At 37.8% G+C, this 23,663-nt stretch carries 27 protein-coding genes and 1 other annotated feature; of the genes, 5 read left to right on the top strand and 22 right to left on the bottom strand.

Going from position 1 to position 23,663, the window contains the following annotated elements:
* Positions 1–97 precede the first annotated feature (97 nt).
* The 3 genes from JZO76_RS04460 to JZO76_RS04450 form a co-directional block, all read right to left on the bottom strand.
* Positions 98–1,765 carry a peptide ABC transporter substrate-binding protein gene (locus JZO76_RS04460; RefSeq protein WP_206903066.1) on the bottom strand — a complete coding sequence of 556 codons (1,668 nt, stop codon included), beginning with the start codon at positions 1,763–1,765 and terminating at the stop codon, positions 98–100.
* A gap of 332 nt (positions 1,766–2,097) precedes the next feature.
* A complete protein-coding gene (pepT, locus tag JZO76_RS04455; protein WP_206902975.1) occupies positions 2,098–3,321 on the bottom strand; it encodes a peptidase T in 1,224 nt (407 codons plus the stop codon).
* 11 nt (positions 3,322–3,332) lie between these two features.
* Positions 3,333–4,982, bottom strand: coding sequence for a peptide ABC transporter substrate-binding protein (locus JZO76_RS04450; RefSeq protein WP_206902974.1), 1,650 nt, complete (start codon positions 4,980–4,982; stop codon positions 3,333–3,335).
* Between the two features lie 125 nt (positions 4,983–5,107).
* Positions 5,108–5,341: a binding site (T-box leader), on the bottom strand.
* A 218-nt stretch (positions 5,342–5,559) separates the two neighbouring features.
* On the opposite strand from JZO76_RS04450, the gene JZO76_RS04445 reads away from it, so the two are divergent.
* Positions 5,560–6,078: a hypothetical protein gene (locus JZO76_RS04445; protein WP_206902973.1), complete on the top strand. Its 519-nt coding sequence runs from the start codon at positions 5,560–5,562 to the stop codon at positions 6,076–6,078.
* 376 nt (positions 6,079–6,454) lie between these two features.
* On the opposite strand, the gene JZO76_RS04440 is transcribed toward JZO76_RS04445, so the two are convergent.
* Positions 6,455–6,862 (bottom strand): type II toxin-antitoxin system death-on-curing family toxin, encoded by a 408-nt coding sequence (locus tag JZO76_RS04440; protein ID WP_206902972.1) that lies wholly within the window; start codon positions 6,860–6,862, stop codon positions 6,455–6,457.
* The gene (locus tag JZO76_RS04435; RefSeq protein WP_206902971.1) at positions 6,859–7,101 is read right to left on the bottom strand and encodes an addiction module antitoxin; all 243 of its coding nucleotides are present in this window, start codon (positions 7,099–7,101) and stop codon (positions 6,859–6,861) included. The genes JZO76_RS04440 and JZO76_RS04435 overlap by 4 nt, the downstream gene beginning before the upstream one ends.
* Positions 7,102–7,275: 174 nt before the next feature.
* Here JZO76_RS04435 and JZO76_RS04430 point away from each other — a divergent pair, with 174 nt between their 5' ends.
* Complete coding sequence (locus tag JZO76_RS04430) at positions 7,276–7,437, top strand: hypothetical protein (protein WP_206902970.1); 162 nt, start codon at positions 7,276–7,278, stop codon at positions 7,435–7,437.
* A gap of 73 nt (positions 7,438–7,510) precedes the next feature.
* Here the strand turns inward: JZO76_RS04430 and JZO76_RS04425 are convergent, their stop codons facing one another.
* The 6 genes from JZO76_RS04425 to JZO76_RS04400 form a co-directional block, all read right to left on the bottom strand.
* Entirely contained in the window at positions 7,511–8,014 is a 504-nt protein-coding gene (locus JZO76_RS04425) for a cysteine hydrolase family protein (protein WP_206902969.1), read from the bottom strand.
* A gap of 198 nt (positions 8,015–8,212) precedes the next feature.
* Positions 8,213–8,962, bottom strand: coding sequence for a class II aldolase/adducin family protein (locus tag JZO76_RS04420; RefSeq protein ID WP_206902968.1), 750 nt, complete (start codon positions 8,960–8,962; stop codon positions 8,213–8,215).
* A gap of 14 nt (positions 8,963–8,976) precedes the next feature.
* Positions 8,977–9,228 carry a hypothetical protein gene (locus JZO76_RS04415; RefSeq protein ID WP_242595776.1) on the bottom strand — a complete coding sequence of 84 codons (252 nt, stop codon included), beginning with the start codon at positions 9,226–9,228 and terminating at the stop codon, positions 8,977–8,979.
* 16 nt (positions 9,229–9,244) lie between these two features.
* Positions 9,245–10,630, bottom strand: a complete 1,386-nt coding sequence (locus tag JZO76_RS04410) for a PTS galactitol transporter subunit IIC (RefSeq protein WP_206902967.1) — start codon at positions 10,628–10,630, stop codon at positions 9,245–9,247.
* Between the two features lie 11 nt (positions 10,631–10,641).
* Complete coding sequence (locus tag JZO76_RS04405; RefSeq protein ID WP_206902966.1) at positions 10,642–10,941, bottom strand: PTS sugar transporter subunit IIB; 300 nt, start codon at positions 10,939–10,941, stop codon at positions 10,642–10,644.
* A gap of 11 nt (positions 10,942–10,952) precedes the next feature.
* Positions 10,953–11,417 (bottom strand): PTS sugar transporter subunit IIA, encoded by a 465-nt coding sequence (locus JZO76_RS04400; protein ID WP_206902965.1) that lies wholly within the window; start codon positions 11,415–11,417, stop codon positions 10,953–10,955.
* A gap of 241 nt (positions 11,418–11,658) precedes the next feature.
* On the opposite strand from JZO76_RS04400, the gene JZO76_RS04395 reads away from it, so the two are divergent.
* Positions 11,659–12,420: a DeoR/GlpR family DNA-binding transcription regulator gene (locus JZO76_RS04395; RefSeq protein ID WP_206902964.1), complete on the top strand. Its 762-nt coding sequence runs from the start codon at positions 11,659–11,661 to the stop codon at positions 12,418–12,420.
* Positions 12,417–13,388, top strand: coding sequence for a 1-phosphofructokinase family hexose kinase (locus tag JZO76_RS04390; protein ID WP_206902963.1), 972 nt, complete (start codon positions 12,417–12,419; stop codon positions 13,386–13,388). The genes JZO76_RS04395 and JZO76_RS04390 overlap by 4 nt, the downstream gene beginning before the upstream one ends.
* Before the next feature lie 189 nt (positions 13,389–13,577).
* Here JZO76_RS04390 and JZO76_RS04385 read toward each other — a convergent pair whose 3' ends face one another.
* From JZO76_RS04385 to JZO76_RS04345, 9 genes are all read right to left on the bottom strand, one after another.
* Positions 13,578–14,369, bottom strand: a complete 792-nt coding sequence (locus JZO76_RS04385; RefSeq protein ID WP_206902962.1) for a class I SAM-dependent methyltransferase — start codon at positions 14,367–14,369, stop codon at positions 13,578–13,580.
* 29 nt (positions 14,370–14,398) lie between these two features.
* Complete coding sequence (locus tag JZO76_RS04380) at positions 14,399–14,941, bottom strand: helix-turn-helix domain-containing protein (RefSeq protein ID WP_206902961.1); 543 nt, start codon at positions 14,939–14,941, stop codon at positions 14,399–14,401.
* 455 nt (positions 14,942–15,396) lie between these two features.
* A complete protein-coding gene (locus JZO76_RS04375; protein ID WP_206902960.1) occupies positions 15,397–15,744 on the bottom strand; it encodes a hypothetical protein in 348 nt (115 codons plus the stop codon).
* Positions 15,745–15,819: 75 nt separating this feature from the next.
* Positions 15,820–16,230, bottom strand: coding sequence for a hypothetical protein (locus tag JZO76_RS04370; RefSeq protein WP_206902959.1), 411 nt, complete (start codon positions 16,228–16,230; stop codon positions 15,820–15,822).
* A gap of 24 nt (positions 16,231–16,254) precedes the next feature.
* Positions 16,255–16,815, bottom strand: coding sequence for a YdeI/OmpD-associated family protein (locus tag JZO76_RS04365; protein ID WP_206902958.1), 561 nt, complete (start codon positions 16,813–16,815; stop codon positions 16,255–16,257).
* Positions 16,816–17,167: 352 nt separating this feature from the next.
* Positions 17,168–17,707, bottom strand: coding sequence for a DUF1697 domain-containing protein (locus tag JZO76_RS04360; RefSeq protein ID WP_206902957.1), 540 nt, complete (start codon positions 17,705–17,707; stop codon positions 17,168–17,170).
* A gap of 371 nt (positions 17,708–18,078) precedes the next feature.
* Complete coding sequence (locus JZO76_RS04355; RefSeq protein ID WP_206902956.1) at positions 18,079–18,492, bottom strand: YjdF family protein; 414 nt, start codon at positions 18,490–18,492, stop codon at positions 18,079–18,081.
* A gap of 211 nt (positions 18,493–18,703) precedes the next feature.
* Entirely contained in the window at positions 18,704–19,318 is a 615-nt protein-coding gene (locus tag JZO76_RS04350; protein ID WP_206902955.1) for a VanZ family protein, read from the bottom strand.
* Between the two features lie 286 nt (positions 19,319–19,604).
* A complete protein-coding gene (locus JZO76_RS04345; protein ID WP_206902954.1) occupies positions 19,605–20,162 on the bottom strand; it encodes a sigma-70 family RNA polymerase sigma factor in 558 nt (185 codons plus the stop codon).
* Between the two features lie 163 nt (positions 20,163–20,325).
* Between JZO76_RS04345 and JZO76_RS04340 the strand changes: the two genes are divergently transcribed.
* Complete coding sequence (locus JZO76_RS04340; RefSeq protein ID WP_206902953.1) at positions 20,326–21,156, top strand: hypothetical protein; 831 nt, start codon at positions 20,326–20,328, stop codon at positions 21,154–21,156.
* Between the two features lie 194 nt (positions 21,157–21,350).
* On the opposite strand, the gene dnaB is transcribed toward JZO76_RS04340, so the two are convergent.
* Positions 21,351–22,724 carry a replicative DNA helicase gene (gene dnaB, locus JZO76_RS04335; protein WP_206902952.1) on the bottom strand — a complete coding sequence of 458 codons (1,374 nt, stop codon included), beginning with the start codon at positions 22,722–22,724 and terminating at the stop codon, positions 21,351–21,353.
* A 213-nt stretch (positions 22,725–22,937) separates the two neighbouring features.
* Positions 22,938–23,648 carry an HAD family hydrolase gene (locus JZO76_RS04330; RefSeq protein ID WP_206902951.1) on the bottom strand — a complete coding sequence of 237 codons (711 nt, stop codon included), beginning with the start codon at positions 23,646–23,648 and terminating at the stop codon, positions 22,938–22,940.
* Positions 23,649–23,663: the final 15 nt, after the last annotated feature.

Genomic DNA, 23,663 nt, shown 5'->3' with positions numbered 1-23,663 from the left:
ACTACACCAATAGCAAAAATAGTTGCAAGAGGCTGGCAGTGCCAGCCTCTTTTTACTATTTAAATGACGTTTTGAGTAGCAACTTAAGTGTTACTTATTATTCGGTTACATAAGTCCATTTGTAATCCCATGAAGCGCCGGCAGCGTGATGAACGATACCTTTTACTTTCGGATTAATCATATGACCTTCTGCTTTTTGGAAAACGCCGATAACTCCAGCAGTTGAGCTGATAATTTTATCTGCTTCTTGCAAATTCACCCAACGTTTCATCGGATCACCTGCATTGGTCGTATTAGATTCTTTCACAACTTTATCGTATTCTTCATTTGACCATTGCCCACGGTTATATGAATTCCCTGTAACAAATAAATCTGTAAAGCTTGATGGGTCTGAGTAGTCAGCACCCCAACCACCTAATACCATGTCGAATTCACCGTTATTTGAACGATCTAACCGAACAGAAAATGGTACTGGCGTTGGTTTAATTTTGATACCAGACAATGTTTCTTCGAGTGTGCTTTGCAAATATTCTAAAACTTTTTTAGTTCCGTCATCGTCAGAAGCGACAATATCAAAGGTAAAGCTATCTTTTCCTAAAGCTTTTTTAGCCTTTTCCCAGTGGTCTTTTGCCTTTTTCGCATCAAAGCTGACCAAATCGCCCGCCTCTTTGGTGAAATCTTCGTTGGTTTCTGGATTTTTAGACATATCCGATGGAATCAAACCAGTAGAAGCAACCGAGCCATCGCCTAAAACAGAATTAACGATTGCATTGCGGTCAATTGCGTAAGAGATTGCCAAACGCAAATCTTCATTCATAAATGGTGAATCTTCTTTTCGTTGATTTAATTCTAGATAAGAAGTGCGGGCTTCTTTAACCGATTGGAAAGCTTCTTGATTGGCATTTTGTTGTGCCAATTCACCGGTTAAAATTGCATCGTCTGTTTGTCCGTCATTAAATAAGTTCAACCCCGTGGAGGATTCTTTCACTACGCTGACTTTGACAGCGTCTAATTTTACTGTATCTTTATCCCAGTAAGTATCGTTTTTCTTGTATTCCCACTCTGTATCAGTACCAGGACCGTCAAATCCGGCTAAAACAAATGGACCGTTGTAAACAGAATTTTCTGATTTTGTAGCAAATTTGTCGCCATTTTTTTCAACAACTTTTTGTGGTTGTGGGAAAAATGAAGGGAATGCGAATAAATAATCCATATAAGGCGTTGGACGGGTTAACGTAATTTCCAATTCGTAGTCGTTGACAGCCTTAATGCCTAACTCAGATTTATCTTTTTTGCCGGCAGTAATATCGGCTGCATTTACAACGGGTTCATATAAATAAGCATATTCAGATGCGGTTTTGGCATCGACTGTTCGTTGCCATGCAAAGACATAATCAGAAGCCTTAACGGGTGTTCCGTCAGACCATTTGGCATCTTCTCTTAATTTAATCGTATATTTCAAACCGTCTTCACTAACTTTGGCTTCTTCAGCGGCACCAGCTGGCACTGGCTTGCTATCTTTGTCCAAACGATAAATTCCTTCGTAGACATTGTTTAACGCAGTGAAACTAATGGTATCTGTCGCAAGTGATAAATCAGCACTCGGCATTTCTTGTAAGACAGAAACTCTAAATTCTTGTTTGTCCGCTTCTTTACCAGAACCGCCTGCAGCACTGCTGCCATCTGTTGTGCCACTACCGCTGCCACATGCTGATAACACAACACCGCAGACAGCAATAACGCCAAATAATGATGTCTTCTTCATTTTCATTCCCTTTACCCCTTGTCTTGTATTGAATTTTCAGAATATTAAACATTTTCTGAAGTTAACGAAAATTTTAATCAATAATTATTAAAAAAGCAATACTTTATTCATTAAAAAACAAATATATATAAATTTTCTGATAATTCAAAAAACAAGACGTGAAATTTACGTGAAGAAAATTACTTACAATCAAATTCTTGAAAAGTATTATAAAAACAGGTTTTCCTATTCCAAAAGCGGAAATAATTCTTCAAAATAATTCAGTAAAATAATTATTTGTGAAATATTTTGACAAATTCAAAAACCAACAAAAACTGTCAAAAATAACTAAATTATTTTGCCTCACCGGCTACTTTAACGATTTCAACGATGGTATCGCGGGCTTTTTCCATTGCTTCAAGGGTGATAAATTCATATGGTCCGTGAAAGTTTTCGCCTCCGGTAAATAAATTCGGGGTAGCAATTCCTTTATACGAAATTTTCGATCCGTCAGTACCACCACGAAATGGGGTGACAATCGGTTTTATCCCTAAATTTTTCAGCGCTAAAAGTGCATAGTCTACCGCCCGGGGTTCTTTATCTACGATTTCTTTCATATTGTAATATTGATCAAACAGGCGATACGTAATGCGCGGATAGGTGAAGGTGGCATTCAAGGCGTCAATAATCGCTACGATTTGGTTTTTTCTGGCTATAAATTTGGCTTGATCATGATCCCGGATAATGTAATCCAACTGCGCTAAAGAAATATCCCCGCTAAATTTATTCAATAAATAAAAACCTTCATAATCTTGCGTTAATTCCGGTACTTCTGCTTGAGGGAGGCGACTGTCAATGGTCTCCCCAATCTTGATGGCGTTCACCAATTGCCCATACGCCGTACCAGGATGGACACTGGTCCCTTCAATTGTGATCTCAATTTTGGCAGCATTAAACGTTTCATATTCAAAATGCCCAACACGACCACTGTCAATTGTGTAGGCAAAATCCACCGGAAAATCTGCAACCTCAAAATTATCTGCCCCACGACCAATTTCTTCATCTGGCCCAAAAGCGACCCAAACATCCCCACGCTTTTCTTTTGGAACTTCTTTTAAGTTTCGCAACGCGGCCATAATTTCAGCAATCCCGGCTTTATCATCGGCACCTAAAAGAGTCGTCCCGTCTGTCGTAATTAGCGTTTGGCCTACATAGTCTTTTAAATTGGGAAACTGGCTAGGAGACAAAACAATATTTTGAGCTGCATTTAAAACCACCTCATTGCCATCGTAATTGTAATGAACTTGCGCTTGAATATTTTCTGCATTAAAATCCGCCGTATCCACATGGGCAATAAAACCAATTGCAGGTTTTGCGGCATTTCCTTTTAAAGCCCCAATCACAAAGCTATTTTTCTCAAAATAAGCAACATTACTTAATCCCAATTGTTCCAGCTGCTCTTTTAATTGCAGCGCCAGATCAATTTGACCTGGCGTAGTGGGAATAAAGGTGGATTTTTCATCTGAGCGGGTATTCACTTTGACATAACTTAAAAAATCTTCCAATAATTGACGCATACTTTCTCTCCTTACTTCACAGATGCTGTCCGTAAATTGAAATAATCACCATAGGCGTGAAAAACGATACCTTTTACTTTTTCATTGATTAAATAATTTGAAGCACTTTGATATAGCGGTACTTGCGCTGCATCATCTGCGAGCAATACTTTTTCTGCTTCTTGGTAATCTTTAAAAAATGCGTTAGGATCATTCGCATCGGTAGTGCGGGCTTTTTCGACTAAATCTGTGTAGGTTTTGTTAGCATATCCGCCGTAATTGTAAGAAGAACCCGTCTTATATAAATTGAAATAGGAATCCAGTTCACTAGAACCGGCGATCCAACCAGAAACCGACAATTCGTAATTTCCATCGGTACGGGATTGGTTCAAATTCACTTTTGGTTGTTTGTTAATAACAATTTTCAAGCCGGACAATGTTTCTTGTAACTGGCTTTGCAAATACTCACCAACTTTTTCACCGTTATCATCATCGGTTACTAATAATTTCAACGTTAAGCTATCGCCAATGACCGCTTTGGCTTTGGACCATTCACTTTTAGCTGCTTTTACATCATAGGTGTTGTAGTCGCCGCTAAATTTGCGGAAATCTTCTTTTGTTTGAGGATTTTTATAAAGCCCCGTTGGAATCAAGCCATTTAAAGGGGTGGCGCCATCATTTAAAACATTTTTTGCCAGCTGTTCTTTATTAATTGCTTGGGCGATCGCTTTGCGAACATGTACATTTCCTAAGGCTTTGTTGGCTTTTTTGTTAAAATCTAAAAATTGATTGGCTACATCTTTTTCTGTCACTAACCGTGGATCATTTTTGAATTGTTCCACATATTGACCACTAATGCGCTGTAAATCCAATTCTCCACTGTCCACTAACTGAATCCCGGTATTTTCTTCCTTGATCGTAGAACCGTGCACCTCTGACAATTTGACAGCTTTTTTATCGTAATAATCATCATTTTTCACCAAGGTCCACTCATCTCCGGTCTGTTTCCAATCTTTTAATGCAAAAGGTCCCGTATACAAAAGATCCTCACTGGTGCGGCCATACTCATCTTTTTTGTCGGTGACAAATTTTTCATTTTGCGGTGCCAACCAACCAATGGAAACCACAGATAAAAATGACGGTTGGGCTTGTGTTAGTTTCACTTCAAAAGTCTTTTCATCCGGTGCAGCTAAACCAATTTCATCAATTGCTTTTTTACCTTCACGAATTGCTTGACTGTTCACCACATTATCCAGTAAATACGCATTTGGCCCCATTGTTTTCGGATTTACTAGTCGTTTCCAGGCAAAAAGAAAATCATTGGCGGTTACTTTTTCCCCATTACTCCACTTCGCGTCTTCTCTTAAAGTGAAGGTATATGTTTTTCCATCTGGGCTAATGTCAACTTTTTCTGCTAAAGCAGGCACTGGTTGACTCTTATCATCAAAACGATATAGCCCTTCAAACAAATGCTGTACCACAGTAAATGTGATTTTATCGGTTGTTTGCGTTGTATCTAACGTACTTAACGGCGCCGGTAAACTGACACTGATTTCTTGTTTTATCGCTTGTTTTGCTGTTAAACCGGCACTCTCCTTAGCTGCCCCGCCAGTTTTACACCCGGCTAACGTCACTGCAGCCAAAATTCCTGTTACCACCAAAATACTCTTTTTCACTTTCATTTTTCCAACTCCTCCAAATTGATCTAAATCTATAAATCCTCAAAAAATTCCGTTAAATCGTGATGAGCTCTTATCAAAAGCAAAAAAAAAAATCTCCATCCCTTTGTTTGTCAAACTATGACAAACAAAGGGACGAAGACTTTTCGCGTTACCACCCTTATTCATATTATCCTCACAAATAATATCTCAACGGTACCTGTTGATACCCGGCATTGATAACGATTGCTTTTCCGTCCAAATAGCGTAAACCATTTGAAATACTCAGAGCTCATCTTCACTAAATCGCGCAATGTCCTTTCCCACCAACCGGACTCTCTTGGATCACTCTTTTTAGCTACTCTTCTCTTCAACGTATTAATTCTTTAATTGATTGTTAGCTTACTTAACCTCTTTACAATTGTCAACAATTTTTTTGTAAAATTTTTAAAAGTCGGAATATTTCAAGGATAAAAATAACAGGATAGGCAAATTCATTTTTAGTGTCTGTAGAATATCATACATTCTTCCTTATTTGTCTTTCAGGTAGATTTTTGCTACGCTTCAACTAATAAGAATGAACGAACAAGGAGGCATCTTCATGTCACTAGGGTTTTATTTAGCCACTCACCAACCTCTGAGATTAGCCAATACAAAAAATGCAGACACACTTGATTTAAATTCATTAACAGATTTGGAAAAAAATGCCCCCCAATTATTGGAAGATCTAACTAAAAATCTGGGGATTGACCAAAACAATAGTGATCCTAGTGAAAAACTGTTTGTGATTTTACCAGAAAAATTCGATGAACAACCTTTTGAGATTATTGCTGAAACGGAACCTGAAACCATTGCTCGCTATACAAAGACACCCTTTCTTTATTACATTGATATTTACAATTGGGATAATTTTTATCCCTCCCTGTCAGAATATCTGCTTACCCTAATCCAGTCTTTTGAGCTTTGGTTAATTTGGGAAAATAAATTTGAACCTGAAGATGTATCCATTACCAAACTAAACAACTTAACAGAAAAAAATATAGCTGACATTTTTGGCGATAATGAATATCTACATCCAATTGTTGGTATTTATCATTATGAAATGACACCTTCAGAATAATTACCTAGTAAAGCTAACACGCAAGTTTTATCGCCGAGTATCACACGTAAATGCGCCACATTTTTTTGTCGCAAGATTCAAATAATGAAGGGTATACTATATTTACTAAGCATATCTAGCAATTTGGTTAAAGCTGGATAAATTCCAAAAATTCTGGCTGAATACACGTACGAGAAATTATTTGCTACACATTCATTTTATCTCCTATAAAAATAACTAAACCCTAAATCCTCATTACAGCTATAGAAAGTTAGCCTCCCTATCTGTGTCTGTAACAATCTAATACTCTTAGGCGAAATATAGTTACCGACAAAGAGTGACTATCAACAAATATAAGAAAAAAACCTATCCACAAGTGATAGATTTTACATTGTTATTAGTCTGCACGTTTTACCAGTGCGCTTTTAATGATGTTAGATACTTCAGTCTTTAGGTCGTCAAATTCTCCTTCGTAAATAGCAATATGAACGACCAACTTCGTTAGCTCTTGTTTATCCATAACAAAATCGTAGCCATTTAAATCTAAAAAAACAAGCAATGCAAAAGTCCCCGTTCGTTTGTTTGCATTATGAAACGGATGCTTTTTGATAATGTTAATTGCAAGAATAGCACCCTTTTCTTCAATCGTCGAATATAACTCTTTTCCGAAAACGACTTGTTTTGGCTGATTGACCGCCATTTCAATAGCGTTAATATCTCTTATTCCAACTGTTTCGCCAGGAGAATATTCAGCTATTTGAAAAGCATTCATCATGCTAATCTGCTTGCCAGTTAAATACTTCATTTTGTCACCAAAGCTTTAAACGTTTCTTCATATTGCTTAGACATTTTAGCCATAGACATCTCCACTAGTAATTGATCTTCATCTTTTTCCACTTTTTTCACCATTGCTTCCTTTAGTTTCTCTTCATCAATGATGACAGTATCAGATTCAGACATACCCATACTATCTAAAAAATCTTTAGACAGCGTTACAACAGTTGAGTTCCCCACTTTGCGAAGCTTCCTTTCTGTTATCGCCATAGTTTTCACCCCTTTTTAATTTTGTATATCCTGTAGATACAGTATATACGCTACTAGAGAAGGATGCAAGAAAGAGCGAAAAGCACCTGCCACCTAGCGCTGACCACCTAATAATTGAAATGGTAACACGAGCAATTGGATTTGGTTTGGCTGATTTCAACATAACTTGACGATATGTATCACCGTGTTTTGCTTTATCCAATTCCCAACGAATTGCCATGGCCAAGTAATGCCCAATTTACTTTTCGATATTCTTTCTTTAATGGCATTGGAAAACGAACACAAGCGACTTCACCACTTACTACTTTTGTAAATGATGATGTGATGTGGTTCTGAATTTTTCCACGCGTTATGGTTTAATGTAATTTCTTCGCTATTTGATTCCAGTGAGGCGAAAACCTTCTCCAACTCAAATAAACGTCAAAAACCGTCTATCCCAAATTTTCTCGTAAAATTTGATTGTCTGTGTCGCGGTCATAAATTCATTGTCATAGGTGGTAGACATGTTTTTTTGCATCCGCAAATCATAACCTAGTCCGTGGGCAAACTTGATTGTTGCATCGATGCAATACTCCGTTTGTGCACCACAAATTTCTATTTGGTTAACGTTATTTTTAGTAAGTATTGTCTGCAAATTGGTCTGATAAAAAGAATTGGCATGGGTTTTATTAACAAAATAATCACCCTTATCCGTTTGTATTGCTGGCAAGATTTCCCAAGCAAAAGAATTTTTGCGCAGTTCGTTGTCATTGTGTTGTACAAAAATAATTGGTAATTTGGCCTGATTGTATAAAGCAATGCGCTTATTTACTGTTGCAACCAACTTTTCTAGCTGATGAATGTTCGTATTTTCTTGGTGACAAACACCATTTTGTAAATCAATGATTAATAATGCATCACTTACTTGTTCCACTGTCCCACCCCTTTTTTGATTATCCTACGCTGAATTGTATTTTTTGACAATTTTTCGCCCCCTTTTTCCCTGTGAAAATTCATGCTGGGTCGGATTTAGACAATTTTCAAACCAGTGCGGACTATCATCTACGCGTTTAAAAACAAAATAAACCGCACAACTCGTTAAAGAGAAGTGCGGTTTTAATTTTTGTTAATGTTAATCGCCACCAGCAGCAATTTTAGCGCGATTATAAATGGCTTCTTTTGCTTTTAAGTCAGCAACGTCAGCGATATCTTCGCCTTTGGAATGGTAGCTGTCCATAATGCCTAACGCTTGGAAAATTGTTTGTTTATAGGCAATCTCAGCGTTCCACTCTACGGTATCTAGAATCGATAGCGCTTTATGAATTGCCATCAAACCATCATCTCCAGTCGCATTAATCAATACGCCATGACTATCTAACAATAACATGTGCGGAACAGGCAAATCATTTTCTCGAATGTACGTGCTGGTGATCTCAGCTAATTCTTCGGAACAGTTTGGTGCAAAATGCATAACTGGTACCGGGCCAACTTTTTGCGTTGCTTCGGTTAAGTTTGGCATTGGCAAACCGCTGGTAGCCCAAAACATAGCATTTGGTGCGTGGGCATGAAGAACTGCTTTTATTTTTTCATTTGTTTTATAGACAGCTTGGTGCATATTGATCTCTCGTGTTAAACTGCCAACCCCACTGACAATTTCTCGCGTTTGGAGATCAACTACTAAAATTTGAGCAGCGGTTAAATTACCCAAGTAAGCTTCTGACATCATCGTCGGTGTCATAATAATATATTTTTGCCCATCTTTTTCAGCTAGAAAAGAAAAATTTCCGCCCGCTACGTTGGTTAGTTTACGTGTAAAGATGAGGCGAACAATATCCGCCATATCTTGTCGTTCTCGTTCAAAAAGCATGCGTCCATCAGACATATTTTATTCCCCCATTATTTTTTAAACAATTTCCCCGAAGACAGCACTTCACGAGTAGCCGCTCTAATTTCTTGGGAAGCTTGCAATTTTTGTTTTTGTCTATCATTGTATTCTTTGAATAAAATCGGGCTACCATAGTGATAAATAATCCCAGCTAAGATAATGATGACCCCATTTATCAAGAGATTTTGCATAAAAAGATTCGTTACAAAAAGGCCAATTGCCACCATTAACAAACTGTACCATTTAAATTTTTCGCTATTCACTATGACTCCCCCTCATTTAAGCCGTTTTGGTTGCTAGTTTTTCTGTTTTCTTTTCTTCATAGCGTTGACTTGGGACTTTGGCTTGATTCATATAACGATTCAACAATACGAATAGTCCTAAGAAAATCACGATACCGGCAATCGCATAAATATTTTTATTAAAGGCTTCGGCAAATAAAACTCTAAATTCTGCCCCTTCAATAGAAGACCACGTGATTAACTGACCTTCTTTAAAACCTTCAACTGCACCAGTTTTAGCTGCTAAACCACTTAAAATCGGTGCTAACCAAGTCGCAGTATATAAATAAATTGGCAATGTAATCACACCTAGAACCAACATCCGCGCTAAATTTCCGCCAGTTAAAAGTAACCCGCCAACAGCAATTGCGTAGTTGATAATACCAGCTAGCGGCAATACAGTATTGCCTGGTAAGAACATTGCATAACCGATAAATACTGGTACGAGTAAAATAGCCGTTACCCAAATTTCAGAACGACCCGCTAAAATTGGCCAATCTAATCCGATATAGACTTCGCGATCCTTGAATTTATTTTTCATGAATTCTGACATTGCGTCTGCTAGTGGTGATAACGCCTGCATGAACATTTTAGAAATCATTGGAAATAACGCCATGGCCGTTGCTACTTGAATCGCTAAATTCAAGGAACCTGAAACACCATAAGAAGCGGCAAAACCTAATGCTAAACCAATAATGAAGCCCATGACAGAGTTCTCTGAGAAAATACCCAATTTTGCTTTTAATGCATTGGCATCTGCTTTGCGGTTAAAGAAAGGAATCTTGTCCATCAACATGTTAAAAGGTAACAAGACAATCGCAGAAGAAGTCATAAAATGCGTAACTGTTACCAAAGGAATCCCAGTTAAATCTTGAATATGTCGTTGGAACATATCGCCTAATTTTAATTCTAAAATGACCTGAATGATGGCTGTAATAAAACCAGCTACTAAACTACCTGAAACAAAGTAAACCAAATACGCCGTCAAGGCTTTTCCCCAAACATTCCACATATCAACGTTTAGTGTTTTGGTTAATTTTAAAACTAACATTAAGAAATTGACCCCGATTGTCACCGCGAAAAAGACAAAGGCATAGGACCAAGACCAGGTAATGCTGGCAGCACCCGTCCAGCCCATATCTAAAGCTGGTAAATTAATGCCGGTATTTTCTGCCATTGCTTCAGACGCTGGACTAACTGCATTTGACATAAAACCGATGACCATCGACATGCCCGTAAAGGCAATTCCCAAAGTGATTGCTGACATAAAGGCTTTTTTCAGCTTCATTCCCGCTAAAAGGCCCAATAATAAAATAATTAATGGAACAAAAATTGCAGAGCCAAGATCTAAAATAGCTTGAACAACCCGTTGAAAGATTTCCATCTTTTTTCCTCCTATTTCGCCAATGCTGTAATTTGATCGTAAATTTCGTCAGCACCCATGCCTGTTAAAAATGGAATACCAGGAAAAACTTTCACGCCTAGTTCATCTGCTTTAGACAAGACTTCGCTATCTGGTTGCGCGATATACACGTAAATTCCCGCTTGTGGTAGTTCATTTGCGATTGATTTATAATCCACTGCTTCAACTTGAAAATCAATTCCGTCATCTTCAAATTTGTTGGCAATTTTACTCGCAATCGTTTGACTAGTAGCAACCCCGCTGCCGCAAGCTACAATTAATTTTCTTTTCATGTTTTTTCCTCCTAAGATTCAATACTTTGAATGAAAAATTGATACATTGTCTCTTGACAGTCAATTGCCAAGAATTGCTGAACAAACTCTTCATCCATAAATAAATTCATAAAGACTTGTAACAAACCAACCTGATTTTTTCCATCTTTAATTCCTAAAAAGAATAAATTCTCAACTTCCATTTCTCGGTTATCTCCCATTTGCCGGCATGTTACAGGAGACTGCAAACGACAAATAAAAACAAAAGCTTCTTTAACAAATTCTGGATCTGCATGAGGCAATGCAATATTCAAATGTTGGGTGACCAACCCAGTGGGAAAGTTTTCTTCCCGTTTTGTAATACCAGCAAAATAATCCTCATTCACCATACCTGCTTCTAAAAGCTTATCTGCTACAATTTTAAACACGTCTGCTTCTGTTGTAGCTACGACTGACAAATCAATTAACTTAGGACTAAACATCGATTTATAGTCCATTCCGACACCTCCTCGACCTGTGAAGAACAATGTTAAACTTTGTGTTTCTGTGTTCTACTTTGTTCTACATTCTCATCATAATCGAATTTAACTTCTCTGTCAACGCTTTCTTTAACAAAGTTGAACATTTTTTTGTCCTTCTATTACTTGAAAACAATTACATATTCCGCTACAATGAAGTCGAACATCGATTTGAAACAAACTTTAACAATGTCCAACAAAATATTCTGGAGGCCTGTTCATGCTTAAACAAGAACGACAACAAAAAATCTTGGAACTAATCCAACAACATACGTACTTAAGTATTTCTGACATCGCATCACGACTAGACGTTTCTGAAATGACCATTCGCCGAGACGTCACGGAATTAGCGAAACAAAAGAAATTAAATAAACTTTATGGCGGCGCTCAAAAATTAGATGTCTTAAATAAAGAACTTTCTACTGATGAAAAAATCACGACAAATGTTGAACAAAAAAAATACATTGGCAAATTAATGAACAATCTTATTCATGATAATGCGATCATCTTTGTTGGGGCTGGGACAACCATTTTTCACGCACTATCAGAAATTACCCGCAAAAATCTTTTTGTGATTACCAATAGTTTGATTTCCTTTAATTATTTGAAAGATAATACCGACTACCGCATTTTATTGACTGGTGGCGAGTTTATTAATACGACCGAGGAATTTATCGGTGAAGTTGCCAAGCGCTCTTTTGAAACACTCAACATCGACTATGCGTTTATCGCAACGAATGGCATTTTTGAAAACAACATTACCACGGCCCAGTATGAAGAAGGAGATATCCAAAATGCGGCCATTGCCAAAGCGAAAATTTCTTGCGTCGTAGCGGATAGTTCAAAACTAGGGGTTTCTGATGTCTATACTTTCCAACATATGGATCAAATGGACTATTTGATTACCGATGATCACATTACCAATGAATGGGTACACCATTATAGTCAATACACCCAGATTCTTAAGGAGGAACCTGAATGATTATTACAATTACCATGAACCCATCACTGGACTATTCTTATACAATTCCCCATTTTGCTTTAGGTGCGACAAATCGTTTTGCTACCCCCGTCCAATCTGTTGGCGGCAAAGGCATTAACGCCGGCCGTACCGCAGCTCTTTCGGGTAGCGACGTCTTAATAACCGGTTTTTTGGCTGGTGATCAAGGCCAACTGGTGGCAAAATATTTACAAAAAGAAGAGCTCTTCAAAATTGCCATGCAAGAAACCACCGGCCAAACACGTCACGCGATTTCTATCATGCACGATGCGGGAAACCACACTGAAATTGTTGAAGAAGGTCCTCTTATTACCGATAACCAAGCGTTCGCATTAATCAAAAAATTAAAAGATTATGTTGCCCGTGAAGATGTCCAATTGATTTGTATCTCTGGGTCGATCAACTCAAAAAATGAACACATCTACTTAGACATGCTTAAAAAAATTCGCACAGAAATCAGTACCACTTTACCTGTTTTCATGGATGTTTCCGGCAAACAGCTGCATAATCTACTGGCTTCTGATAGTTACAAGCCCTCTTTTATTAAGCCCAACATTCCTGAGTTGGCCGAAATTTTAGGTAATTCTTTAACCACGAAAGAAGAAGCTTTCTACGAATTACAAAATCCTTTATTTGAAGGCATTGATTATGTCATGATTTCTTGTGGTTCACAGGGTGCTTTATGTAAGATGAAAGACGAACTTTATGATATTGAAATTCCCAAAATCCCCGTACGTAATACCACCGGATCAGGTGATGCCAGTGTAGGTGGCTTCATGCATGGGGTTGTCAGCGGTTTTTGCCCTGAAGAAATATTAAAATATTCAATGGCTTGTGGTATGTCGAATGCCCAACATGGTGAAGTTGGTTTCATTGACGCCAATAAAGTTAGTGAATTTATGGGACAAATTAAAGTCCGCAAAATTCAAGCCGAAGAATGTATCGCGTAAATTCTGCGATTTAAAGAGGCGCATTTTAAAGTAGATCCTTAAATTTGACTAACCGCAATTTTAAGGTACTTACTTTAATTTGCGCCTCTTTTTGGCGATTAATGCGTGACTGCCTGTATCATACCCTGTTTCAAATTTAAAAACAACGTTATTTAAAATAATGAATTGTCCCATCACTCATAAACTATCTCACGAAATTTTTTGGGCGGTTACTAAAAATGATAAAGGAAAACCTTGTTTATCATAGACATCAGTCAAGCCAACATCGTAATCAAATTCTTCTAATTTTGTTATTTTCAAGTTGTTTTTTGCCAGGCTCGTTACAATTGCTGCCATGGTATGAGAGAAACTGATAAATTCTTTAGAGGAATAGTTTTCTGACATATAGCCCATGCCCTCAGTCTCAATCCAAGGTTCTGCTCTAAAGTAAGAATAGCTCACTTGCTTTATCTCCTCATTAAAATCTTCTTCTCCTGGCAAAACAAGCATGTTCATAAAGGGATGAAAATCGTGGATAAGCAGTACACCATCAGCTTTTAAACAAGCTGTGACTTTCTTAAAAAGGACTTCTAAATCTTCAAACCAAGTAATTGCCCCAATCGTAAAAAAGATGAAATCAAATTGTCCATGGTAAGCACGTGAGATGTCGAGAATATTCCCTGTTACAAACTCACAGTTTTTAATATTCGCTTTTTCAGCCGTGTTTTTTGCCTGAGCTAAAATATTATCAGCAATATCAAAGCCAACACCAGACTTTGCACCCAAAGACATTAAAGACAGCAATTCCCGCCCATTATTACAGCAAAATTGGGCAATATTTTTTTCTTTAAACTCAATTTTTTTTAATTCCTTGACGACGTTCTCATCAAAAAATGGCAACTCTTCTGTCAATAAACGACGATAATTATCGTCGCCCCAATTTTTGTGGCGGTGTTCAAAAGCCTCTTCCCAGGCTTGTTTATTTTTCTCAAAATAATTCATTTTTAACTCCTTATTCACAACCTATCACACTATCTTTCCAAAATGAAATTCATGGAAATTTTAGCGTATTCCCCAGGAGCAACAATCTTCATTTTCCCGGGATATTGTGCTTCAACTTCTTTTATTTTCGGTGTAACGGTCGGTGCCAGCATGATCATGCCAATTTTTTCTTCTGCCAAAATAGCGGCCAGTTCACTTGGTTTAGCTGCGCGCCATTCATACATGGGATACATTTGGCTAAGATTGGCAAGAAAGTTTCTAGTACCATAATCTTTTGATTCTTTTCCCCATTGACTATCACCAGATGCGGTATAGCTACTAACAAGAAATACTGCTTTTTTCATGAGTGTTTCCTCCTCTTTGATTAATTCTGGCTCAGCTTTGATCAATTCATCAATTGTAATTTGGAAGAATTCAGACAGTCCCAACAAATACTCAATCGTTGGTTGACTGACGCCGCGTTCCCACTTGGAAATTGTTTGGCGGCTAATATGCAATTCATTTGCCAAATCATTTTGACTCAAATGATGCAGCTGGCGGTAGTGCCTAATATTTGATCCAACAGACGTCATCTCTGTGCCCTCCTTCTAATTTCACTGTAACCGGAATCAATTTTCCAAGTAAAGAACTTCTCATGATTTTACTGTAACTTATTCGTAGCAACCTATTGATAGTGGGATTTTTAAAGAGTGTTAAGTAAAAAAAATAATTTAAATTCTGCACTTTAACACACTTCTACTCCTTATTTATTTTCTATTTAAACTAGAATGGTCCTAGTAAATCTGATAAAAATAAAGAGCAAAACTTTGGAACGTCACCCATTTTTCAGCCCGTAAAATTTTGGCTCGTTTTGAATAAACAATTGTTTCGTCAGAAAAATTATGTTTCACGCTTTTAAATTTTTCTCCTGTAGTGATTCCCAATTTTAGCGACATTAGGAAAACGTGAAATAGTGAATTTGCTTTTCTTACGAAATTTAAGGGCAAAATTTTTGGCATAAACTTCTTAACTTTAATCAACTAATAGCTTAAACCGTTAAATCCAGATAAGCTGTCAATTTTGTATAATCATATTCGGAAAAAACTCCTTTGATGTTGTCATAAAACAAACCATCCACATAGAGTAAGAAATGTCCCTTCTCGCTAAGTAAACAACGTTTAGGCAACACTACTGTTTTTCCCCGGGTGTATTTCATTTTTTCGGCGTGGGAAATATGATATTGATCTAGAGCTGTAAATAATTTATGCCCAGTCATTTTATTTTTACCGCATTTGGTTTTACTTACGACCGCTTGAACAGTTGTATCCGCCAATAAAGCAATACATGTTTGTCCGCATAGCCCTTCTAACGGTTGGTTCAAAATTTGTTCATTCAAACTAAAACGCCTCCCAGTAATTTCTTTTCTCTTTTCGTAGCAAGCCTTCTGTCGATTTCTTGTTGTAGACAAGATTCAATGCTGATACGCAGCAAAGGGGAATGGCAATTTGTGCTTTTGAATCAACCAAACTGAGAGTATAAACTGCAAAAGGCTGATCAGCATAAAAATAAGCTGAATCGGGAAAACCGCTGCCATTAAAAGCCACTGCGCTATGATCCAAATTTTCGTGATAAATCCCATAAAAGCGGACAAATAAGCACCTATATTCCGTTTTTTACTAAGTAAAACGCCACTTATAAAATTCCCGCCAAAAATCACGAGCAACAAAAAAATTCCCGGAATCAAAAAAGTATCAAAGGGAGCATGAACCAATAAATCAGTACTTACCCCCATACTTTTTGCACCACCAGGTACTAAAGCGGCAACGGCACCAACAGCACCAAAAATCGCCATAGCAAAATCAAAAATCAGCAACTGTTTCATTTTTTCCCCTTTCTTTTCAAACCGTTACATCGGCTTTAAACTCTTATTTAGTCGGTTCACCATCCAGGTAAGGCGACTTTGTTGTCCTTTTGTTGTTTTTGCATCAAAGTAAGCACGAGCGTAAGTTTTTTTTACCGATGGCGACATCTTACAAAAATTTGTATAGGCTGGTTCATATTTAACGAGAGTTTCAGTAAGTTCTACTACCTGATCGGCTGTTATCGCTGTTGTCTGTTCAAGATCCCATTGCCCATTTTCTTTTGCTTCAGAAATTTTTTGGCGTCCAAAGTCTGTCATCAATGCCCGTTCTTCCAATCTTTGAACCAACTTTTTATTCTTTTCAGACCATTTGCTGTTTCTTCTACGTTGACTAAAATATTTTTTGTAGGTTGTTTCATTGATTTTTTGCATTTTCCCATCAATCCAGCCATAACAAAGTGCCTCTTTTAAAGCTTCTGCCGCTTTTAGTGTCTGAAGACCTCCTTTTTTGCCAAATAGTAGCCAAACACCCTCACTTGTTTCACAATTTTCTACCAACCACTGCCGAAAATCTTCACGCTTAGAAAACGTCAATTTTCTGTCCATATCGTCACCTTCATTCTCTTTTCACATAATAAACTAGAAATAAGCTCTACATAAATTATACCTGAGGAAGGCTGACAAACGTTAGTGAGATCCTACTTTGCCCCTAACTTATTCGGCGCACAACGTTTTATAAAAGAAAGGTAGACTGCCATATATTGAAAAGTTATCGTAAAAAAAAGGCAGAACAAAAATGTTCTGTCTCAAGTAATAAGCTAAAAATGAATATACGTTGGATTTCAAATTTTAATAAAAATTTTTTTAGCCGTAGCCGTGACTTCTTTATCTTGGTAGTAAAAAAGATGAATTTTTATCATTACTACTATCTTTTTGGGTCCATAGAAACTATCGGCTTTTACAAAGTTACAATTTTGCGTACCGTGTTGGCAGTGCGAATGGTAATCTGATCTTTTATTTTTTTATTAGCTGTTTTGGACCACCAATTTGATTTGCGATAATCTTTGCGCACATAAGACCAGAAAATAGCATCACGATAATCTGCGGCCTGTTCTAAATCTTCATTTAGCCCACCCACAGCTTGATAAAATTCTGCTAGGGTGACTGGCGGGATAAGAAAAACTAAATTATCATAATTTTTTTTATCCGTATTTTGCCACCATGTTGGTGCATTAGCCAAAATTTCCGAAAGCTCCGCTTGCAAAATTGTAAAGACCGTTATCTCCAGATCAAAATGATTCTTTATCATGGTTTTTATTTGATCCGAAAGTGCCTTTGGGTCATTATTTTCAGTTGAAAATATAATGTTGCCACTATTGATATATGTGACAACGTCTTGAAAGTTCAAGGTTTCAAAGCCGGCTTTTAACGATGGCATGGAAATTTTATTTTTGCCCCCGACATTGATTCCTCTTAATAATGTGATATAGCGCTGCAATATTTTCTCCTCCCTGTTGGACTGACTACGGATTGGTCTGAATTTTCGAACGGATTTTTCTTTACTTTTCCAAGCCATACTCACGTGAGCATCCTTTTTTAATTATACCCTTCATAATTCCACTATGCTTGGCGCTTTATTTTTTAATTAAACATGCTAATTTCACTGCTAAAACCTTAAATATAATTTTTATCGTAGGAAATTTAGCGAGTGCCATAATGTCCAACTACTTTTTAACCTTTAGGACTATCCAGGATTTACGAATCTTTATTTACTATTATCACAAATAAGAAAAAGAATAAATTTGATAAAAAATTTATATTAAAAAAACCGATCCCTTCACAGGTGATCAGTTTAATCACAGGAAAAAGTTAATGTCCTTTTTTCTTTTGCAGCTTTTTTTCTTGCTTCAATTGAAAACGACGTTGGGCTTCTTCTTGTTTTTGTGCTTTTGCTGCTTTTTGGCGCTGCGTTTTTTTGATTTCGATGGATTTTTGCATCGCTATCTGCGCTTTAGTAGAATAAACCGGCTGATTTTTCTCTTTATTTACTAGACGCTGCAAGCGCTTGGGATTGATACGATGTTCATTTACTTGTTTACTCGCCATTGAAACACTAGGGGCTTTCACCATTTCTGCCAAAAGCTGTGTGTTTACAAATGCAAGTACTTCCGTATCTTTGGGCTCGGGACCAAAAACGTGTTTTAGCACTTTCATTTTCCCGTCGTCCTCGTCTTCTACCAATCCGCACCAAAAGCTGCCATCAAAGAAAATCGTTAATTTCATGATGACCCCTCCTTTGTATAGATTGCAATGGACGACCTGGAGGGAAGGTTACTGACGCTTTTTGGCGCTCCCGGACTACCAACCGAGACGTGTTTTTATGCTACTTTATTGTAAGGGGTAGCATTTACTGCCGTCAAATAGTAACCAGCTAGCAAAATAAAATCCTAAACAAAAACAAAGCACGCGTTTATTGCTGGCTTCATTGAAAGAGTTAAACATTCAAAAATACATTTAAAAAAGCAATGACCACAACAATGACAGGTAAATATCGGGTTTGTGCTTCTACTGTTGCTTGCAGTCTGAAAATTTTAGCGACAAGTTTGAAACAACACCACCCGATTAGCGTTCCGATTGTATTTGCTAAAAGATCATTGATATCCGTTGCCCGATATAACGTGAAGATTTGGCTAATTTCGATGGCTAAAGAAATGCCCGCGCCAAGAAATACCGTCTTGTACACCTTTTGAAAACTGCGGCTAATAAAAGGCAGTAAAAAACCAATTGGCATAAAGACCATAATATTTGCGATAAAACCACTAGATAGCCCTTCTGCTAGCAGACGCCATTCCCACCTGGGATGAAAAACACCTTCACCTAATCGCAGCATGCGTTGCAATTCCCCCACTGTTGTAATGCCAAAAATATGCGTTAAGCCAATTTGCAAATAGTAAAACAGCAATAGCGCCGGAAGCAAAATCGCAATTTTTCGCCGCCAAGACAATTTAAACGGCAAAATATAAGCTGTAATCAAAATAACACCGATTAAAGCTAAGGGATTTACAAAAAGAATTTCCCATAAATAATCAAAAATTGTGTAGTTATCCATGTTATTTCCTCCATTTGGAAAAATATAGCTGTTAGTGTACTACACAAAACAGTACACTAACAGCTATTGTGGCGTCAATTTGGCTTAAAATACTTAAGAGAAAACTAAAACAATCTCGGATTGCTGTCTTTCAAATTTGGCTAATCACTTGACCACCTGGCTAAAAACGCCCCTATTCTCAGACTTTTATCTCAAAATGTTTCATGTGAAACAAATTTTTTTGCTTTTTCAATACCATCAACTCTCCCATTACTTATCTTTTATTTCAGACAAGTGCATTGCAGCCTTATTTTTCCATCGCCTTTTTTATTTGACTGCGGACGCGCCGCAATTTTTTGCGGTAATAAGCCCGCACTTGGCGGGAAATTTTCTTTTGCGGCTTACTTTTGGGATATTTCAAAGGAAACTGTCTTGTAGCTGTTTTATTATCCTGCAGCTGGTGACTGTCAATAAGTAACGAAGTAAAAGCCCGCTGTTCACTTTCACTTAGTTCTAGATAAATTTGCTGCAGCATTTCCGCTAATTCAATGTCTGCGATAAAATCAAAGGGCGCCTGAATTTGCTCGGCGTCTTCTTCTAGCAATGTTTCTGGTCGCTTTAAATATTTGCGACGACAGTCTTGGCAAAGCCACTGAAAACGGCGAAATAGATAACTGTTATTGTAATCTTCTTTGAAAATTTCCAAATCCCGATAATCATGCAGCAGCTCAATTAAATTAAAGCGCATCTCTTGCAGACAGTCATCATACTCACTATTTTGCACAAAGATATTCTCTTTAGCTAAAACGCGACGAAACAAGGTATCGTAGTGCTCCAACGCTTCATTCATCAATTGTTCTTTCATCTAAATTTCCTCTTTTGCTTTATTCCGGCCGGTAACTATATTTTAGAAAAAGAAGACTTACTGCTACCTAAAAATAAACAGCAAAAGAACCCCATTTTAGCTGACAACCCTGCAAAAAAATAGCTATAGTTAATTAAAGTTCTTTTTGAAAGGAAGCGATTCAATGACCTATGTCCCAATTGACGAAAACTGTTTAAAGTTCCATTTACGTCCCGAAATCAGTCTAATTCGAGCTAAAATCTCCCCTTTCTTGCCGCAGCAACCTTTTATTTTGACCAAAGATTCTCGTCATCAGCTGGCTGATCAGCTTATTCCCCATGCCGAGCTTTCCCTTGGCAAAACATATTATGCTTTAATCCCCTACGAAAAACTAAAATGCCAGTATTCTCTTGTTTTTAGTGATGAGGGGTTGGCGCTAGTTTATGGTACGCCGACACAATTACTTAAAAAGCGCATCCTCCCTGCCTACCGCTGCCAAGACAGCGAACTTTATTTTGAAGCCGTCGCAAGCCTTTACCACTTCAAAAAAGCACCTTTTGCTACCCGTGATTTTTGCCTTTTACCCTTAACTGGTAGCAAGACCGCCCCAAAAAACACGGTCTGGATCAATCCGATTATTCTGGCTGATTTTTACTGCGCCAACCATCAGAATATTGTCAAAACTTTATTAGGTTTTGATTGTGTCATCCCCATTAAAAAAACTGCTCTGATTCACTGCATGAGTAAAGCCTTCATTTTGCATACCCAAATTAAAAAAGAAGAAAATTATGATCGTCTCACCCAAATCGATTCGGTCGCCAAATACTTAAGCATCGATCCTACACCTTTGATTAACGCCGCTTGCAGTGAAATTGACAGCAGACAACGCTATTGGCCCAATCAGTTTTTCTACCCCCACTACGACACGCTGCGCCACCATAAAGCCGTTCAATCATTATGCGAAGATTACGAAACCTGGTATGACAACCAACACAAAATTACCGCTTTTCGTTAAAAAAAATTATAAGCAGCCGTTTGTCGCAAACCTTGAGCGATCAGTTACAAAAACCCTTCTACAACCTTTTACTAAATTTTAGTTTTAAAAAGACACAGGGACCCTTTTTAACAACTACCACAACAAAAAACTAAAAAAACGGTTGTGACAAAGGCAAACTCTCCTTTATCACAACCGCTTTTATTCATCTTACGTTACATGGCGTCCTCCCGCAGAGAAAGCGACGAAAACTTATTGTATTCTTTAATAAACATCAATTCCACCGTCCCTCTGGCGCCGGAACGGTTTTTTTCGATAATAACTTCGATAATATTATCGCGGGTGTCTTCTTGTTCATCTGGATCGTCTGAATCCCGTTGATAATAATCATCCCGGTATAAAAAGGCAACGATATCGGCATCTTGCTCAATGGAACCAGATTCCCGAATATCAGACATCACTGGCCGTTTATCTTGCCGTTGTTCTACCCCACGGGAAAGCTGAGATAAGGCAATAACCGGCACTTTTAATTCTTTTGCCAATTTTTTCAACTGCCGGGAAATTTCAGAAACTTCTTGTTGGCGATTTTCCCGTCCAGTCCCTTCAATCAATTGCAAATAATCGATTAAAATCAAACCCAAATCTTTTTTTTCTTGGGCTAAGCGACGACAACGGGCGCGAATCTCAGAAACTTTAATCCCCGGGGTATCGTCGATAAAAATGCTGGCACGGGATAAACTTCCCATTGCCACCACTAAATTGCCCCACTCTTCATCGGTTAATTGACCGGTCTTCAAATGCCCTGCGTCAATCAGACCTTCGGCACAAAGCATCCGCTTAACTAACGATTCCGCATCCATTTCCAGACTAAAAATCGCCACCGAGGCATCGGTTTTCGTCCCAATATTTTGGGCGATATTTAATGCAAAGGCAGTTTTCCCCACCGCGGGCCGGGCAGCTAAGATAATTAATTCCCCTTGCTGCAAACCAGCCGTCATTTTATCTAATGCCGGATAACCAGTTGGAATCCCCGTGATGGCTTCATCGTTTTGCGCTAATTGATCGATGTTGCGGAAGGTTTCTTGCAGCACGTCCTCAATGGCTTGGAAACCATTACTATTACGGCGCTCAGAAACCTCCAAAATTCCCCGTTCTGCATCTTCGACAATGGCCGAAACGTCTTCATCTTGTTCATACCCGGCGGCAACAATTTTATTTGCAGCCTGGATTAAATTGCGCAATAATGCTTTGTCTGCGACAATTTTCGCATAAAAGCCAATGCTGCCTGCATAAGGCGTCGCTTGGGATAATTCAACTAAATAGCCGACACTACCGACATCTTCTAAAGCATTGCCTCTTTCCAATTCTGCTTTTAACGTCACCACGTCAACGGCTTCATTACGATCAAATAAATTAATCATCGCTTGGTAAATCAGCTGATGGCGCCGCTGATAAAAATCTTTGGCACTCAAAACTTCCATCGCATTAATCAGCTCATCGGGAGCCAAAAAAATCGAACCTAAAACAGCCTGCTCCGCTTGAATATCTTGCGGCGGCATGCGGTCTTGCCACATATCTTCTACTGCCATAATTATAATCGCTCCTAAAAGTTTTCAGTCTACTAATTTTACATAACTTTCAGTAAAAGTACAATATATGGCAAGTGCCTCCCAAGAGAAAAAATGCGTCAAAAAGTGCTGCCCATCCCTTTAAAGCAAGCTTTAAAAAAGTGTTAAAAAGCTTTTTAGCTTGGGATTGGGCGGCTTTATTTTTTGATGGAAGCTCACTTTAATAATATCTTTCTATATGATTTTATTAATGATCGCCAACAACTCCACTGTATTACTAACTGTATATGAAGCATCAATTCGTGTATGCGTCGGCGTCGGTAAATTTCTTCTGTGATTAAACCAAACGGTGTTCCAACCAGACTGTGCAGCACCGACAATATCATTCGTAAAATTATCGCCAACATAATAAAAATCTGTTTTGTCTGATTCTGAAAATTTATTTTCCATTATAAAAAATATTTCCGGATTAGGCTTTGCAACACCAACTTCACCAGAAATAATTATGCGTTCATACTTTATCCACTGTAATAAGTCTAGTTGATAAATTTTATTCCATTGATGATTTTTGGGACCATTGGTGATTATTCCTAAGTTAACATGGCTCTTTTGGCATAGCGACAAAATATCCTTCATTCCTGCAAAAATAGTAATTTCGTTTTGTTTTTTTGTATATACTTTTTGAAAATCAAGTGCTTCTTTATCCGAAATACGATACCCATAGTCCTGTAAAGCATGCTTTATCCGATAGATATGCATATTTTCAGTAGTGATTTCTCCTTGTTCAGATTGGTTAAAGACTTGATCACTATATGACCTACTCGCTTTAAAAATACCTGCTATTTCATCAGTCTTCACAAATTCAAAATTTTCTCTAAGTGCTTTTTTAAAAGGGGTCATTTGATCGTACAATGTATCATCGACATCAAAAATTATATTCACCATAGATATCTTTCCTCT

Origin of the sequence: Candidatus Enterococcus myersii (assembly GCF_017316025.1) — a bacterium.
GTDB classification, from domain to species: domain Bacteria; phylum Bacillota; class Bacilli; order Lactobacillales; family Enterococcaceae; genus Enterococcus_C; species Enterococcus_C montenegrensis.
Note: the sequence above shows the minus strand (reverse complement) of the source record. Positions and strands in the feature narration are given on the sequence as shown.